Below are 14,935 nucleotides of genomic sequence, written 5' to 3' on the forward strand. Positions count from 1 at the left end.
CGTTTCCGGGGCAACCCCTCTAACTTACCAGATCCTTGTCCGCTTCGCGAACGAATGACCCGAAACTGATCGTTTGAGGAGACTTGTCGAGTTTAGCCCACGCCGTCCCATGCCTGAACCGCTCAGCGGAAGGGGAAGGAAGGCGCCGGACTGCGCCGACCTGAGAAGACTAGCAGCCCCATCGGAGTGATCGAGACGCATTCCGTCACTCTCGGATTCCGGGAGTGGCGCGAGCCCTCACAGCGCCTCGCCCCCCGCCACGCAGGGGGATGAATCGCGGTTCACAGAGAACGTCCAGTTCAGCGTGGACAACCAGAACCGGGTCTCAAGCATCTAAGTAGCACTACGGCGACGAGGCCGGCACGGGGTGGGGACGGGGATTGCGGCATCAGCATGAGGTCCGCAGCGCAACCTGTTGTCAAGCCGTCCGCAATCGCCGCGCCTTAGGAAAGCAGAGTGGGAGCCCTTGTTTTGGCGCCATCCCGGTCGCCCGGGCTCTCACCGGTGGAGGTAGCCATAATGACGCGGTCCGAGTTCGACGACATCCGGGCACACATCACCGCCGAGGCCCGGCACACGGCTGACCTGCTGGAGATCGCGAACGAGCTGCTCGACGACCTGGAGCAGGCCCGAGTACGCGAGGCGACCATGCGCTCCTACTACCTCAGCCTGCTGACGGCCGCGCGCGCGACCGTGGCCGCGTCGAACGCCGGTGATCCCGCGCCGATGACCTTCCTCGTGCATGAGCTCGCCCGGCACGGTCAGTTGCCGGCCAACGACAGCGAAGCGCTGCGGATCCTCTCCGATGCCCAGGCCGCGCAGGCGTTGATCCCCCGCGTCGAGGACGAGCCGTCGGCGCGGCGCCCCAAGCCGGGCAGCCGGGCCAGGAGTTGCGTCGGGGTGAGCCGTACGCTCCCGCGGTGAGCCCGGGGGCGAAACCAAGACGAAGTCAAGCAAAAGCGAAGGCCCTGGTCGCCGGTTTCCCGGTGACCAGGGCCTTCGATCAGTAGCGGGGACAGGATTTGAACCTGCGACCTCTGGGTTATGAGCCCAGCGAGCTACCGAACTGCTCCACCCCGCGTCGGTGTGTGTCTACACAGTACCGGGACGCGAAGGCGAGGGCAAACCAATTGCCTCGTTCGCCTCTCGTAACCGGCGATCGCCACTCCGGCTGCGCCTGCCCACCCCAGCGAATACGCATATTTCCGGATGGAACCCCACGCGGTCCCCTCCTACGAGGAGAGCGACCCCCGCCCTTCGCGGAGGGTGACCCTTCCTTGGAAAGAGGGGCAGGAACGACAGAAGGCCCTGGTCGCCGGTTTCCCGGTGACCAGGGCCTTCGATCAGTAGCGGGGACAGGATTTGAACCTGCGACCTCTGGGTTATGAGCCCAGCGAGCTACCGAACTGCTCCACCCCGCGTCGGTGTGTGTCTACACAGTACTGGGACGCGAAGGCGAGGGCAAATCGGCACGCTGTCAGGAGCTCCCCGATTCGGCCATCGCGGAGGCCGACGGAGACGGTGCGGCCCCGGACGGCGTGGGCGACGGCGTGGCGGCGGGTTGGTTCCGCTGCACCTCGGCGAGCTCGTTCAACGCGTCACTCAGTCGCTTCTGCGCATCGCCGTACTTGCCCCAGTCGGGCGGGTTCGCGGACAGCGCCTTCTGCGCCTCGTCGTAGGCGGCCTGGGCCCTCTCGATCACTCCGGTCAGGCCGGGGTCGACCGCGGGCTTGTCCTCCGGCTTGGTCCCGGGTTTGTCCTCAGGCTTGGCCGGCTGTGACGTGGTGGTGCCGAACACCTGGTCGAGGGCTTGCTGGAGGGTGTCGGCGGAGCCCACCCGGTTGCCGAACATCACCAGCACCCGCCGCAGGATCGGGTACGGCTCCTGGCCCGCCCCCGCCGCGGTCTGGACGTACACGGGCTCGACGTAGACGAGACCGCCGCCGAACGGCAGGGTGAGCAGGTTGCCGTAGATGATCTGGGCCTTGCCCAGCCCCAGGATGTTGAGCTCTCCCGAGAACTTGTTGGTGAAGGCGTTCTGCACCTGCCCCGGGCCCATGATCGTGGTGTTCGCCGGCATCCGGAGGATGCGCAGCGCGCCCGGGTCGTCCCCGGCGGTGGCGTCCACGGCCATGAACGCGGCGAGGTTCGGGTTCTGCCTCGGCACGAACGTCGTGGTCAGCGAGAACGCGGACTTCTCGGCGCCGGGCATCTTGACCGACAGGTAGTACGGCGGCTGCTTGACGTTCTTCTCGCCGGACGACGGGTCGTCGGGGATGTTCCAGAAGTCCTGCCCGCCGTAGAACGACTGCGCGTCGGTGATGTGGTAGCGGGACAGCACTTCACGCTGGACCTTGAACATGTCCTCGGGGTAGCGCAGGTGCTGCTGCAGATCGGGGTCGATCGCGTTCTTGGGCTTGATGATCCCGGGGAAGGCCTTCTCCCAGGACTTGAGGATGGGGTCCTTGTCGTCCCACTCGTAGAGCGTCACCGAGCCGTCGTACGCGTCGACGACGGCCTTGACCGAGTTCCGGATGTAGTTGATCTGGTCACGCGGCTGCGGCGCCCCGAGCCCCGGGTTGGTCGTGGTGTCCCGGATCATGTCCTGGAAACTCTTGCTCTGGGAGAACGGGTACTCGTTCGCAGTCGTGTACGCGTCGACGATCCAGACCACCCGGCCGTTGACGATCGCGGGGTACGGGTCGGAGTCGAGGTTGAGGAAGGGCGCCACCTTGGCGACGCGCTCGGTCGGCGTCCGGTCGTAGATGATGCGGGACCGGTCGTCGATGTCACCCGACAGCAGCATGTTGATCTCGCCGTACTTCGCGGCGTAGAGCAGCCGGTTGAAGAACGAGCCGACCGGGACGCCTCCCTTGCCGGCGTAGGAGATGTTCTCCTGGTATTTCTCCTGGCCGGCCTCGCCGTCAATGGGGTAGTCGAGCTCCATCCCCTTCTTGCCGCCGACGATGGCGTAGTCGTGGGTCTTCTCGCCGAAGTAGATGCGCGGCTCCTTGAGCCCGGCGGTCGCGACGAGCGAGCCGGAGACCGGCATGTCCTTGGCGTCGAAGTTCGGCAGGCCTTCGCTGTCCACCTCGCTGCCCGGGGCCGCGACGAAGCCGTACCCGTGGGTGTAGACGAGGTGGCTGTTGATCCAGTTGTTGCGGTCGCCCGGCGGGCCGATCATCTCGCGGACCGCGACCAGGTGGTCGCGCACGACACCGTCGGCGTCCTTGTACCGGTCGACGTCCAACTGCTCGGGGAAGTCGTAGAAGCCGCGGATGCGCTGCTTCTGCTGGAACGTCTTCGAGACCAGTGTGGGGTCGAGGAGTCGTACACCGGAGACGGTCTCGTCGGCCGACATCCCCTGCTGCGGGGTCGCCCGCGCGTCGTACGTCTCGACCTTGGCGCCGGCCACGCCGTACGCCTCGCGGGTGGCGGCGATGTTCCGCGAGATCGCCAGCTGCTCCTTGCCCTGCTGGTTGGGCCGCACCTGGAACTGCTCGACCAGGACGGGGTAGACGCTGCCGATGAGGATGGCCGACAGGACCATGAGCCCGAAGGCGGCCCCGGGCCACATGCCGCCCGGACGGACCACCCCGGCGAAGAAGATCAGCGCGCAGATCAGCGCGATGACCGCCAGGATGCCCTTCGCCGGAAGCACCGCGTTGACGTCGGTGTAGGACGCGCCGTCCACGATGCCGCGGGTGGAGTACACCAGGTCATAGCGGTCGAGGAAGTACGCGATGGCCTTGAGCAGGACGAAGACGCCGAGCAGCACCGAAAGGTGAACCCGCGCGGCGCGGGAGGCGTGCACCCCGCCCGGAGAGGCGATCCGGAACCCGCCGTAGAGGTAGTGCACGATCGCCGCGATGATGATCGACAGGATGACCGCGGTGAAGAGGAAGTTCAGCGTCATCCGGAGGAAGGGGACGATGAACATGAAGAACGACACGTCCCGGCCGAACAACGGGTCCTTCGCGCCGAAGCTGCTGGAGTTGAGGAACAGCAGCCACGTCTTCCACTGACCGGCCGTGGAGGAACCGGTGAACAACCCCAGGACGGCCAGGCCGATGAGGAAGAAGACCTTGCGGTGTGGGTCGACCGCGAGCCGGTAGCGGTCGGCCCCCTGCGGCGAGCCGAACATGCCGGGGCCGAACATCGGGCGCACCCGGTGCGCGAGGGCGACGTTGCCGCCCACGATCACGACCATGAGCGCCGCGCCCACCACGAACAGCAGGATCTGCGTCACCAGCATGGTCGAGAAAACCGACGAGAAGTCCACCGACTCGTACCACAGGAAGTCGGTATAGATCGCGGTAAAAATGAAGAAAGAAACAACGATCGCCGCGAGGGCGATCACAACGGGAATGAGCAGTCGCGGACGGCGGGGCAAGCGCATCGCCCGACCGGCTCCGGGGCTCCGGAAGCTCAACGCCAACCCCTTGTCTCAGAACAACGGTCCGTGCTTGGCAACCTACACCGCGAAACGCCCGGCCGTGATTTCAGTTTCCTGTGCATGCTGGGACATCACCCGTGCCGGTACGCAGCGCGTCGAGCGCCTTGACGGCGCCGTCGAGGGTCTCGACCTTGACGAGGCGCAGCCCCTCGGGCACGGCCCGTACGGCCTGGGCGCAGTTGCGCGCGGGGGTGAGGAAGATCGTGGCACCCGCCTTCCTGGCGCCCACCATCTTCTGCTCGATGCCGCCGATGGGGCCGACCGCGCCGTCCAGCGAGATGGTGCCCGTGCCCGCGATGGACTTGCCGCCGGTCAGGGAGCCGGGAGTGAGCTTGTCGTAGATGCCCAGCGAGAACATCAGCCCCGCGCTCGGGCCGCCGATGTCGCCGACGCTGATGTCGACCTTGAACGGGGGCTGGTAGCGCATCCCCATGGTGACGCCGACCCGGGCCTTGCCGTCCCCGCCCTTCACGGTGCCGAGCGTGACCTCGGTGGAGGTGCCTTTGCGCTTCACCGTGAGGCGCACCTGGTCACCCGGCGTGGCCTTGCGAACCGCCGTGGCCACGGCGTTCTGGTCGGAGGCGGCGACGCCGTCCACGGCGGTGATCTCGTCGCCCACCTGCAGCTTGCCGTCCGCGGGCAGCCCCTTCTCCACGGCCACCACCGTCACGATCTCGGCGACCGGGATCTTCAGCTCGCGCAGCGCCGCGATCGTGGCGTCCTCCTGCGAGGTCGTCATCTCCTGCGTGTTCTGCTGCTCGACCTGCTTCGGCGACGACGACTTCGGGAAGATCGTCTCCTCGGGGACGACCGCGATGGTGGGGTCGAACCAGCCGCGCAGCGCGGTCAGCAGGTCGATGTTGTTGTTCGGCCCGCCCTGGTAGGCGACGGTCACCATGCTCAGCTTGCCGTCGGTGGGATAAGTGGAGTGTCCCGAGATCGAGATCACCGGCTTGCCCTTGACCTCGCCGATCGTGTTCTCCGTCGGCCCCGGGCTCAGCACGACGTACGGCACGGGCAACCACGCCGCGACGACGGCGAGTATCACTGTCAGGAAACCCGCCACCAGCAAGGTGAGAGCGCGTCGGGACATGGTCGCACTCTATGCGCTGCGGGCAGTGACCCTGGACACTCGCCCGGCGGTCAGCAGGCGCCGACCCACTCGGAGGTCCCATCGGCGAAGACCTGATGCTTCCAGATCGGCACCTCGTGCTTGAGGTCGTCGATCAGGCGGCGGCAGGCGGCGAACGCCTCGCCGCGATGGGGGCAGGCCACGGCCACGACGACCGCGATGTCCCCCAATTCGAGATCTCCGACGCGGTGGACGGCGGCGAGGGCGGTCACCGCATGGTCGGCGGCGACCTTCTCGGCCACCCTCCGCAGCTCCTGCTCGGCCGTCGGGTGCGCCGAGTAGGACAGGAGCGTCACCGCCTTGCCCTGGTCCTCCTCGCGTACGGTCCCCACGAAGATCGCGGTGCCGCCGGCCGTGTGGTCCCCGACCGCGCGCAGCACCTCGTCCACCGACAACGGGGTGTCGCGAATACCCAGCAAACGGATGACATCCACGGACCCGAGGTTAGTACGGCGACGATCCTCGGGGCACGTGCCGCCGCTCCCGATAAGCCGCACAAGCCGCCGGGCGGGACGCCCGGCGGCGCTTGTGCGCGCAGGTCAGACGCGTCGCTTGCGGCGGGCGACCCGGACGATGGCGGCGGTGCCGATGACGGCGACCGTGGCGCCGGCGGCGGTGAGCGTCGCATCCTTGCCGGAGAGGCGGCGGCCGACCACCGCGTGCTTGCCCTGGCGCAGCTCGAGCAGCTCCTGCAGGGCGGCCTCGTTGGTCCACGTGGGCTTCCACCCCGCGGCGCGGAGTGTGGTGCAGTCCACCACCCACGGATAGACGACGTAGTGCAGGTCGGTCGCCGGGGCGGGGGTGATCCCGAGCCGGTGCAGCCGTTGGGCGGTGCCGAAGGTCAGTCCCGCGGGCAGCTCGAAGCGGCGCAGGCCGGAGACCTCCTCGACCTGCTCCATCTCCAGCCATCCGTCGGAGCCGACCGCGACCACTCCGCCGACGTGGCCGAGCGCGGCCATCTCCAGCGCCGACACCAGATCGTCGATGTGGCAGAACTGCCAGCGCGGCAGCGAACCCTTGACCACGAGCAGGCGCGGAGCCTCGAAGTGCCGGGTGACGACCGTGTCGATGCCGGGGCCGACCAGCGCGGCGGGCCGCAACACAGTGACGCCGAGGCCGGGGTGCGAGCGGAGGGAGCGCCGCACCAGCGCCTCGATCTCCAGGTGGTCGCCGACGACGCCAGTGTCGGGTTCGGCCGCGACCGGAGAGTCCTCCGCCAGCGGCACAGGGTTGTCGTCGGCGGCGCCGTAGACCATCGCGCTGGTGACCAGGACCACGCGGCGGACCCGGGCCGCCGCGGACGCGGTGAGCACGGTCTGGGCGGCCCGCAGGTTGTACGCCCGGCGCTCTTCGGGGTCGGCGTCGAGGGAGTAGTCGCCGCCCAGGTGGACCAGGACGTCCACATCCGAGATCCGGTTCGCCAAGAGCGGATCCCTGATGTCGAGCACCCGCCATGTGACGTCCGGCACGTCGCCGCGCTGGTCGTCTATGGCCACGACCCTGCGGAAATCCGCAGACGAGGCGACTTTCGCGAGGAACGCCCTGCCGAGACCGGAGGCGGCGCCCGTGACGGCGACGACGGGCGGACGAAGGCGTTTCGAGGTTTGCACGAGGTCCTCACTTTGCACTGATCCGCCCCACGGCGGATAACGTGGCGGATGTGGACTCCTCCATCCTGCACGAGGTGGCGCGGTGACTGACCTGCCAGGTCGTGAAAATGACCCCAACGAAAACCCGTTCGCCATGTTCGGCAGCCCGGAGCAGATCGCGGCGGCGATGCGGCAGTTCGCGGACATGCTGTCCGCCCCGCAGAGCGCCGGGCCTGTCAACTGGGACATGGCCAAGAACATCGCACGACACGCCGTGGTCGCCGAAGGTGACCCGAGCGTCATGGAGGGTGAACGGCGGCAGATCGTCGACGCCCTCAATCTCGCCGACCTCTGGCTGAACGAGGCGACCGCGCTGCCCAGCGGCGTGGCGAGCCCGCAGGCGTGGAGCCGGTCCGAGTGGATCGAGAAGACCGTCCCGGTCTGGAAGCAGCTCTGCGAGCCCATCGCCGCCCACATGGTCGAGACGATGGGCGGCACTCTGGGTGCCGCCGGGCTGCCCGCCGAGGCCCAGGCGATGGCCGGGCCGCTGTTCGGCATGCTCAAGCAGATGGGCGGCATGATGGTCGGCCAGCAGCTCGGCCAGGCGCTGGGCACGCTCGCCCGCGAGGTCGTCGGCTCCTCTGACATCGGCCTGCCGCTCTCGGACACCGCCGCGCTGCTGCCCGGCGGCATCGCGGCCTTCAGCGAGGGCCTGGAGACGCCCGCCGAGGAGATCAGGATCTACCTCGCGCTGCGCGAGGCGGCCCACCACCGGCTGTTCCAGCACGTGCCGTGGCTGCGGGCGCACCTGCTCGGCGCGGTGGAGGAGTACGCCAGGGGCATCACCGTGGACGCCTCCGCCTTGGAAGGCAAGCTTCAGGGCCTCGACCTGAACAACCCCGAGCAGCTCCAGGAGATCCTCGGCGGCGGCGAGTTGCTCAAGCCTGAGGAGACCGAACGGCAGAAGGCCGCCCTGGCCCGGCTGGAGACCGCGCTCGCGCTGGTCGAGGGCTGGGTGGCCACGGTCGTGGACGAGGCCGCCGAGGGCAAGCTGCCCTCCGCGACGGCGCTCGCCGAGACGGTGCGGCGCCGCCGGGCGACGGGCGGACCGGCCGAGCGGACCTTCGCCACGCTGGTCGGCCTGGAGCTGCGGCCCCGGCGGCTGCGCGAGGCGGCGGCTCTGTGGAAGGCGCTGACCGCCGAACGCGGCGTCGACGGCCGGGACGCCGTGTGGAGCCACCCCGACCTCATGCCCACCGCCGACGACCTGGACGATCCCGAGTCCTTCGTCAGGGGCGAGGCGCGGTTCGACCTGTCCGCTCTGGAGGAGCCCAAGGACGACGACGAGTGAGCCTCCACCGGGACGCGTATGACGTGCTCAGTGTGTGGACGGCGCCGACGCCGGGCGAGGAGCTCCTGAGGAAGGAGTTTCTCGCCCACCTCGACGCGTACGAGAACGCGATGTGGCGCGAGTGCGCGCCGGGGCACCTGACCGCCACCACGGCGGTGATCTCCCACGACGGCTCCCGGGTGCTGCTCACGCTGCATCCGAAGGCCGGGATGTGGCTCCCGATGGGTGGCCACTGCGAGGTCTCCGACGGCTCACTGGCCGAGGTCGCGCTCAGAGAGGCGACCGAGGAGTCCGGCATCGCCGGCCTGCGACTGCTGCCCGGTCCGCTGGCGCTCGACCGGCACCAGGTCTGGTGCCACCCACCGCACAGCTGGCACCTCGACGTCGAGTACGGCGCGGTCGCGCCGCCCGGGGCCGAGGCGGTGATCAGCGACGAGTCGCTCGACCTGCGCTGGTTCCCCGTCGAGGAGATCCCCGAGCCGAGCGACGAGGCCACCCGGCGGCTCGCCGCCCGGGCCAAAGCTGCACAGAATCCGCACATCTGACTTACACGGGCTTGTGGTTCCGATCGTTAGGGTCGGCCCATGACTCAGGTGGACGTGGGCGGCGTCGTCACGGTCCCGCGGCGCCGGCGGCGGGTTCCCGGGCCGCTGGCCTGGATCGCGGTGGTGCCGTGCGCGGTCTGGGCGCTGGTCCGGCTGGCCGGCGTGGACGGCCCCGTCATCACCGAGCTGATCACGGGCACGCCGTACGTGGCGCTGTTCTCGCTGGTCGCGCTGCTGCTGGCGCTCGGCACGCGGCGCCGGCTCGTGATCGCCGTGGGGGCGGCGACGTGCGTGCTCATGGCGTTCATGGTGCTGCCCCGGGCGTTCGGCGAGACGCCGACCGCGACCGGCCCGTCCCTGCGGATCCTCACGGTCAACCTGTTCTTCGGGCGGGGAGACGCCCACACGGTGGTCGAGCTGGTGCGCCGGCTGCGTCCGGACATCCTCAACACACAGGAGCTGGACCCGCGGGCGGTCGAGGCCCTCGACGCGGCCGGGCTGGGGCGGCTGATGCCGTACGGCCACCTGGAGCCGGAGTACAGCGCGTCGGGAAGCGGCGTCTACTCGCGCTATCCACTGACGAAGCTGCCGGATCTCGGCCCGTCCGAGGGGCACCACATGCCGCATGTCCGGTTCTCGCTGCCGAGCGGGCAGACGGTCGAGCTGGTCGACGTCCACACCATGGCGCCGCTCGGCCCGGACGTCGCCACCTGGCGGGAGGCGCTGCGCTCGCTGCCGCCCACCGTGCCGGGGACGATCCGCGTCCTCGCCGGCGACTTCAACGCCAGCCTGGACCACGCGAGCCTGCGCGACATCCTCGACCGCGGATACCTCGACGCGGCGGACGCGACCGGCGCCGGGCTGCGCACGACCTGGCCGGCGAACCGGCGGCTGCCCCCGCTCATCACGATCGACCATGTGCTGGTGGACCGGCGGGCCTCGGCGGTGGACGTCAGCGTCCACGACGTGCCGGACACCGACCATCGCGCCCTCTTCGCCGAGCTGCGGCTGCCCGCCCGCTGAGCGGCCTCTCGTGCCGACCGGCACCCGCGGGCGGCCGCTCACCTGGCCCGACCCGCCGCCTGATCCGCCGGCGCGCTAACTGAGCAGGAGCCGGGTGTTCTCCCAGCCCTCCAGGCCGGGATCGAGCCGCGCCACGTCGACCGGCTTCCTGAGCCGGTGCCAGCCGGGGCCGGTGGCGACCATGCGCCGCCCCGGGGCCTGACGGCGGAGCCGTGCGACGAGGTCGGGGTCGTCGAAGTCGGGGTCGGCCCAGTCGGGAAAAGGCAGCCGCGCGGCGACGGCGACCGCTCCCCCGCCCTCCGCGGGACAGATGGCGACCTCGGCCCGGCCCAGCGCCCGGAACAGCTTGCCGATCAGCAGGGGCGGCAGGTCAGGGGCGTCGGCGCTGACCACCACACCCTCGGCGCCCCCGTCTCCCCCCACGGCGTACGGCAGGGCGGCGAACGCCTCGGCGGGCGAGTCGACGGAGATGACCGGCGTGCCCGGCCAGGCGATCTCGTCCAGCCCGGGGACCCCGGCGGACAGGATGACCGGCTCGACGAACTCGAGTCCGGCGACGATCTCGTAGGTGTCCTCGGCGACGGCCATGAGGAACTCGTGCGGGTCGATCCCGGGAGGGGCCGCGTCCGCCATGCCGGCGGTGACGAGGACGGCCGCGACGCGGGTCAACACTCCTCCGGGGAGCCGTTGGCCGCCATGGAGAAGCCTTCGAGGAAGCCCCGGGCCCGCTCCGCCTTGGGAAAGCGCTCGACCAGGGCCCAGAATCGGGGACCGTGGCTGGGGACCAGCAGGTGGACCAGCTCGTGCATGATCACGTAGTCTACGACCCAGGCGGGCATCCCGCGGAGTCGAGCCGATAGTCTGATCGTCGCGTGATCCGGGGTGCATGAGCCCCATCTGTGCTGCTGGTTGTCGACCCAACGCACGCTGCGGGGGACGGCTCTACCGTCCAGATAGCGGACGGACAGCTCCCTCGCCCGATCGAGCAGATCATCGTCGCTGAAACGTCTTCGCTGTTCCTTCGCGGCGAGCCGGTCGAGCATGCGGTGAACCCACTGCTCCTCGTCGGTCGTGCTCAGACCGGCCGGGAGCAGCACGATGGTTTTGTCGCCATCGCGGTACGCGGAAACGGTTCGCCGCCGTCGTGTGCTCCGACGAACCTCGACTGTCTCGGGGGGCACATATGCAAGGTAGCCGACAACCGCCTGTTTCCACAGGGGGTCAATGACGTTCTCGCTGGTCAATCAGGCGAACGCCGGCCGACTTTACGGGAAACCTGGACCGCTTCCCCCTCATCTGTCACGAAGTTATCCACAGCCCACACACACGCTCTCACCTGGTGTGACTAATCTCACGCTGCTATGAGACCTCGTCTGAAGCCCGCCCTGCGGCGGGTCGAAAGAGACGCCCGCACGCTCCAGTTCGGCGTCCACCCGTCGCGTTCGATCGTCCTCACCGACCTGGAGCCCGCCGTCCGGCGGCTCGTCGAGAGCCTCGACGGCACCCGCACGCTGGAGCAGGCCGTCGCGGCGAGCGGCCTCGGCGCGGAGGCCGCGCACGAGGTGATCGCCCTGCTCGTACGGCACGGCCTGGTCGAGGACGCGTCCGCGCCGCCGGGCGAGCTCGCCGCGCTGTCCCGCGAGGAGCGCGAGCGGCTCCGTCCCGAGCTGGACCGGCTCTCCCTCGCCACCCCCGACGGCGGGCTCGCCGCGCTGCGGCGCAGGCGGTCGGCGCACATCCGGGTGTACGGCGCGGGCCGGGTGGGCGCCCGGATCGTGTCGCTGCTGGCCGCCTCCGGCGTCGGCCATCTCTGCGTCGTGGACCCGGGCACGGCCCGCCTCCGGGACGTGGCACCAGGCGGGCTGAGCGCCGCCGAGGTGGGGGCGAGCCGGGAGGAGGGCGCGGTCGCGATCGCCCGGCGGCTCGCTCCGGGGGTCAACGCCTGGCCCGGCCGTACGGCCTCGCGGCCCGCCGACGGCGCGCGCCGCCCCGACCTCGCGATCCTCGCCCCCGTCGAGCCGCTTGACGCCCTGCTGGCGCACGAGCTGCGCGCGGCGGGCGTCCCGCACCTGCTCGTCGCCGCAGCCGAGGGGTGGGGGTCCGTGGGGCCGCTGGTGCTGGCCGGGAGCACTCCGTGCCTGCGCTGCCTCGACCTCTTCCGGCGGGACCGTGACCCGGCCTGGCCGTCGGTCCAGGCCCGGCTCGGTGGCTTTCCCGCGGGGGAGATCGCCTGCGACGCCGCTCTGTCCGCGCTCGTCGCCGCGCAGGCGGTGGGACAGGCGCTGGCATGGCTCGAAGGCGCCGCTGTGAGCAACGGCACATTGGAGATAACCCCTGACTGGCGCTGGGATCGGCGCTCCTGTCGCCCGCATCCGTTGTGTGACTGTGGTCGAAACCACCGACCTTCGCTAACAATGGTCGCGTGAGTGACCTCCCGCGACGCGCTGTGACGCGCTCGGCGAAGCTGGCCGCGCTCCCCTTGGGGTTCGCCGGCCGCACCGCACTCGGCATCGGCAAACGCATCGGTGGCAAGTCCGCCGAGATCGTCGCCCAGGAGATCCAGCAGCGCACCGCGGAGCAGATCTTCAAGGTGCTCGGCGAGCTCAAGGGCGGCGCGATGAAGTTCGGCCAGGCGCTGTCCATCTTCGAGGCGGCGCTGCCTCCGGAGATCTCCGGGCCGTACCGCGCGACCCTGACCAAGCTGCAGGACGCCGCGCCGCCGCTGCCCGCCCCGGTCGTGCACAAGGTCCTGACCGAGCAGCTCGGCGATGATTGGAGGGACAACTTCCTCGAGTTCGCGGACGTGCCGAGCGCGGCGGCCTCGATCGGGCAGGTCCACAAGGCGGTCTGGCACGACGGCCGGGCGGTCGCCGTGAAGATCCAGTATCCGGGCGCGGGCAAGGCCCTGCTCTCCGACTTCAACCAGCTCGCCCGGGTCGGCAAGCTCTTCGGCGCCCTGCTGCCCGGCCTCGACGTCACCGCCGTACTGAGCGAGCTCAGGCAGCGGGTGACCGAGGAGCTCGACTATTTCAGCGAGGCGGAGGCGCAGCACGCGTTCGCGCAGGAGTTCCGGGACGACCCCGACTTCTTCGTGCCGGACGTGATCGCCGCCAACGAGCAGGTCCTGGTCACCGAGTGGATGTCCGGAACGGCGCTGTCCCGGATCATCACCGACGGCACACGCGAGGAGCGCGACCGCGCGGGGCTGCTGCTGTGCCGCTTCCTCTTCTGCTCTCCGGCCCGGGTCGGCATGCTGCACGCGGATCCCCACCCCGGCAACTTCCGGATGCTGGAGGACGGCCGCCTCGGAGTGCTCGACTTCGGCGCGGTCAACCGGTTGCCGGACGGCTACCCCCTGATGTTCGGCAAGCTGACCCGCATCTTCAATCAGGGCGACATGGAGGCGGTCGTCGAGGGGCTGCGCGCCGAGGGGTTCATCCGGCCGCACATCGAGGTCGACGTGGACGCGCTGCGGGTGTTCCTCGCCCCCTACGTCGAGCCCACCCGGGTGGAGGAGTTCAGCTTCAGCAGGGAGTGGCTCCAGCGTCAGGCGGCGGCCGTGGCCGACCTGCGGCCCACCAATGTGGTGCGCCAGCTCAACCTTCCCCCGTCGTACGTGCTGATCCACCGCGTGCACGCGGCAGGTGTGGGGGTCCTGTGCCAGCTCGGCACGACCGCGCGGTTCCGCGACGAGGTGACCCGCTGGGTTCCCGGTTTCGCCGACGACGACGATGACGACGACGACGCGGTAGGCGGCGCCCTCGTCGGCTGAGCGCCCCGCGCTGCGCCTCGCGTGCGGGGCCGTACGGACGGCGAAGGCCCGGGCCGTACGAACGGCCCGGGCCTTCCTGCCGATGTCCCGCCACGCGCCGGGCGGCCGAGGCCGCCCGGCTGACGCACGCTCCCCGAGGAAGCGTCAGGTGCGCGCGAGCGCCGCGAGCAGCCGCCGTGAGGCACGCTCGGCCTTGCGGCGCGCCCTCTGTACGTCCTGGATCCGACTGACCAGTCGCTGCTCGGCGGCCTCCTCATGGAGGCCGCGTATTCGATCAGCGACCAGTTCTTGATGCATATACATGGCGGCGGTAAGGGTCATGTTCATGGGGATCTTCTCCTCTTTCACACGTTCGTCGAGTGCGGTGGTGGTCAGGCAGCGACCGGAGTCTTGCGGGGGCGCCCGCGCGGCCGCTTACGGGGGACGACGGCCCCCCTCAGGATGAGTTCGCCGCCCCAGACGCCCCACGGCTCCTCGCGCTCCAGCGCGCGGGCCAGGCAGGCCTTCTGGATCGGGCAGCCTCCGCAGAGCGCCTTGGCGAACTCCACGTCCTCCGGAGACTCGGCGAACCACAGGTCGGGTTCGGTACGGCAGGGGATCTCGGCTTCGATCAGGTCCATGACCGGGGCCGCCATCTGCGTCACCTCTTTGATTGGTTTCTGGGCTGGTTGTCCTCTTGGGTGGGCGGAACGTGGCGGGTAAAACAAGAAGGCCGCGGATCCTGTGTGCGGATCCGCGGCCTGAAGAGGAGACCAGTCAGGTTGTGACTGGTTCTCTCCAGGCGTAACGCGAACCGCGCACTCCACCGTTGGTGATGTGGCTGTTCAGCTGCTCGTCGCCCATCGGTCGGGCCACCGGGGCCGGACGGTAGGCGGGGATGCCCTGGCGCGCGTCAGCGAAGACGCCGAAGACGACTGGGCCGGCGAGAGCCTCGACACGGACGGCCTTGCCGCGCATCGGAATGACCGACGCCACTCCGGCGGCCGGGCGTGCGGAAGCAAGCCGCGCAGCGTTAAACATGATCGTGTTCGTCACGTGACTCACCTCCGCTTGAATGCGAGGCCGGA

At 69.8% G+C, this 14,935-nt stretch carries 15 protein-coding genes and 2 tRNA genes; 6 read left to right on the top strand and 11 right to left on the bottom strand.

Annotation, left to right across the window (positions count from 1 at the left end):
* The first annotated feature begins 519 nt into the window (after positions 1–519).
* Positions 520–924, top strand: a complete 405-nt coding sequence (locus tag AWQ71_RS34870) for a hypothetical protein (RefSeq protein WP_067141977.1) — start codon at positions 520–522, stop codon at positions 922–924.
* Positions 925–1,007: 83 nt separating this feature from the next.
* Here AWQ71_RS34870 and AWQ71_RS34875 read toward each other — a convergent pair.
* From AWQ71_RS34875 to AWQ71_RS34900, 6 genes are all read right to left on the bottom strand, one after another.
* Positions 1,008–1,081: transfer RNA gene (locus AWQ71_RS34875), tRNA-Met, on the bottom strand.
* Between the two features lie 266 nt (positions 1,082–1,347).
* Positions 1,348–1,421, bottom strand: a tRNA-Met gene (locus AWQ71_RS34880).
* Between the two features lie 56 nt (positions 1,422–1,477).
* Positions 1,478–4,360 carry a UPF0182 family membrane protein gene (locus AWQ71_RS34885; RefSeq protein ID WP_369407233.1) on the bottom strand — a complete coding sequence of 961 codons (2,883 nt, stop codon included), beginning with the start codon at positions 4,358–4,360 and terminating at the stop codon, positions 1,478–1,480.
* 142 nt (positions 4,361–4,502) lie between these two features.
* Complete coding sequence (locus AWQ71_RS34890) at positions 4,503–5,549, bottom strand: YlbL family protein (RefSeq protein WP_067141983.1); 1,047 nt, start codon at positions 5,547–5,549, stop codon at positions 4,503–4,505.
* 50 nt (positions 5,550–5,599) lie between these two features.
* The gene (locus tag AWQ71_RS34895; RefSeq protein WP_084259640.1) at positions 5,600–6,022 is read right to left on the bottom strand and encodes a molybdenum cofactor biosynthesis protein MoaE; all 423 of its coding nucleotides are present in this window, start codon (positions 6,020–6,022) and stop codon (positions 5,600–5,602) included.
* A 105-nt stretch (positions 6,023–6,127) separates the two neighbouring features.
* Positions 6,128–7,198 carry an NAD-dependent epimerase/dehydratase family protein gene (locus tag AWQ71_RS34900; RefSeq protein WP_245658790.1) on the bottom strand — a complete coding sequence of 357 codons (1,071 nt, stop codon included), beginning with the start codon at positions 7,196–7,198 and terminating at the stop codon, positions 6,128–6,130.
* Positions 7,199–7,280: 82 nt separating this feature from the next.
* Here AWQ71_RS34900 and AWQ71_RS34905 point away from each other — a divergent pair, with 82 nt between their 5' ends.
* Genes AWQ71_RS34905 through AWQ71_RS34915 form a run of 3 tightly spaced genes read left to right on the top strand, consistent with a single transcriptional unit; the run spans position 7,281 to position 10,096 of the window.
* Entirely contained in the window at positions 7,281–8,528 is a 1,248-nt protein-coding gene (locus AWQ71_RS34905; protein WP_067141989.1) for a zinc-dependent metalloprotease, read from the top strand.
* Positions 8,525–9,073, top strand: a complete 549-nt coding sequence (locus tag AWQ71_RS34910; protein WP_067141992.1) for an NUDIX hydrolase — start codon at positions 8,525–8,527, stop codon at positions 9,071–9,073. The genes AWQ71_RS34905 and AWQ71_RS34910 overlap by 4 nt, the downstream gene beginning before the upstream one ends.
* Positions 9,074–9,112: 39 nt before the next feature.
* Positions 9,113–10,096, top strand: coding sequence for an endonuclease/exonuclease/phosphatase family protein (locus tag AWQ71_RS34915; protein ID WP_084259643.1), 984 nt, complete (start codon positions 9,113–9,115; stop codon positions 10,094–10,096).
* 75 nt (positions 10,097–10,171) lie between these two features.
* Here the strand turns inward: AWQ71_RS34915 and AWQ71_RS34920 are convergent, their stop codons facing one another.
* Complete coding sequence (locus tag AWQ71_RS34920; protein ID WP_084259644.1) at positions 10,172–10,765, bottom strand: glycosyltransferase family protein; 594 nt, start codon at positions 10,763–10,765, stop codon at positions 10,172–10,174.
* Positions 10,762–11,277: a M48 metallopeptidase family protein gene (locus AWQ71_RS34925; RefSeq protein WP_067142209.1), complete on the bottom strand. Its 516-nt coding sequence runs from the start codon at positions 11,275–11,277 to the stop codon at positions 10,762–10,764. The genes AWQ71_RS34920 and AWQ71_RS34925 overlap by 4 nt, the downstream gene beginning before the upstream one ends.
* A 180-nt stretch (positions 11,278–11,457) precedes the next feature.
* On the opposite strand from AWQ71_RS34925, the gene AWQ71_RS34930 reads away from it, so the two are divergent.
* Together AWQ71_RS34930 and AWQ71_RS34935 are read left to right on the top strand one after the other, a co-directional pair.
* A complete protein-coding gene (locus AWQ71_RS34930) occupies positions 11,458–12,522 on the top strand; it encodes a ThiF family adenylyltransferase (protein WP_067141995.1) in 1,065 nt (354 codons plus the stop codon).
* Positions 12,519–13,868 carry an ABC1 kinase family protein gene (locus tag AWQ71_RS34935; protein ID WP_067141998.1) on the top strand — a complete coding sequence of 450 codons (1,350 nt, stop codon included), beginning with the start codon at positions 12,519–12,521 and terminating at the stop codon, positions 13,866–13,868. Before AWQ71_RS34930 ends, AWQ71_RS34935 begins: the two co-directional genes overlap by 4 nt.
* A gap of 144 nt (positions 13,869–14,012) precedes the next feature.
* Here AWQ71_RS34935 and AWQ71_RS34940 read toward each other — a convergent pair whose 3' ends face one another.
* The 3 genes from AWQ71_RS34940 to AWQ71_RS34950 all read right to left on the bottom strand — a co-directional run bounded on the left by AWQ71_RS34940 (position 14,013) and on the right by AWQ71_RS34950 (position 14,903).
* Positions 14,013–14,195, bottom strand: a complete 183-nt coding sequence (locus AWQ71_RS34940) for a hypothetical protein (protein WP_067142215.1) — start codon at positions 14,193–14,195, stop codon at positions 14,013–14,015.
* Positions 14,196–14,239: 44 nt separating this feature from the next.
* Complete coding sequence (locus AWQ71_RS34945; RefSeq protein ID WP_067142218.1) at positions 14,240–14,503, bottom strand: WhiB family transcriptional regulator; 264 nt, start codon at positions 14,501–14,503, stop codon at positions 14,240–14,242.
* 121 nt (positions 14,504–14,624) lie between these two features.
* Entirely contained in the window at positions 14,625–14,903 is a 279-nt protein-coding gene (locus AWQ71_RS34950) for a hypothetical protein (RefSeq protein WP_157570757.1), read from the bottom strand.
* Positions 14,904–14,935: the final 32 nt, after the last annotated feature.

Source organism: Microtetraspora malaysiensis (genome assembly GCF_001528665.1).
Classification (GTDB): Bacteria; Actinomycetota; Actinomycetes; order Streptosporangiales; family Streptosporangiaceae; genus Microtetraspora_A; species Microtetraspora_A malaysiensis.

Excerpts from the sequence above, each read along its gene's own strand:
- AWQ71_RS34940 (WP_067142215.1), bottom strand. The coding sequence starts at position 14,195 with ATGAACATGACCCTTACCGCCGCCATGTATATGCATCAAGAACTGGTC.
- AWQ71_RS34870 (WP_067141977.1), top strand. The coding sequence starts at position 520 with ATGACGCGGTCCGAGTTCGACGACATCCGGGCACACATCACCGCCGAG.
- AWQ71_RS34915 (WP_084259643.1), top strand. The coding sequence starts at position 9,113 with ATGACTCAGGTGGACGTGGGCGGCGTCGTCACGGTCCCGCGGCGCCGG.
- AWQ71_RS34945 (WP_067142218.1), bottom strand. The coding sequence starts at position 14,503 with ATGGCGGCCCCGGTCATGGACCTGATCGAAGCCGAGATCCCCTGCCGT.
- AWQ71_RS34930 (WP_067141995.1), top strand. The coding sequence starts at position 11,458 with ATGAGACCTCGTCTGAAGCCCGCCCTGCGGCGGGTCGAAAGAGACGCC.
- AWQ71_RS34890 (WP_067141983.1), bottom strand. The coding sequence starts at position 5,549 with ATGTCCCGACGCGCTCTCACCTTGCTGGTGGCGGGTTTCCTGACAGTG.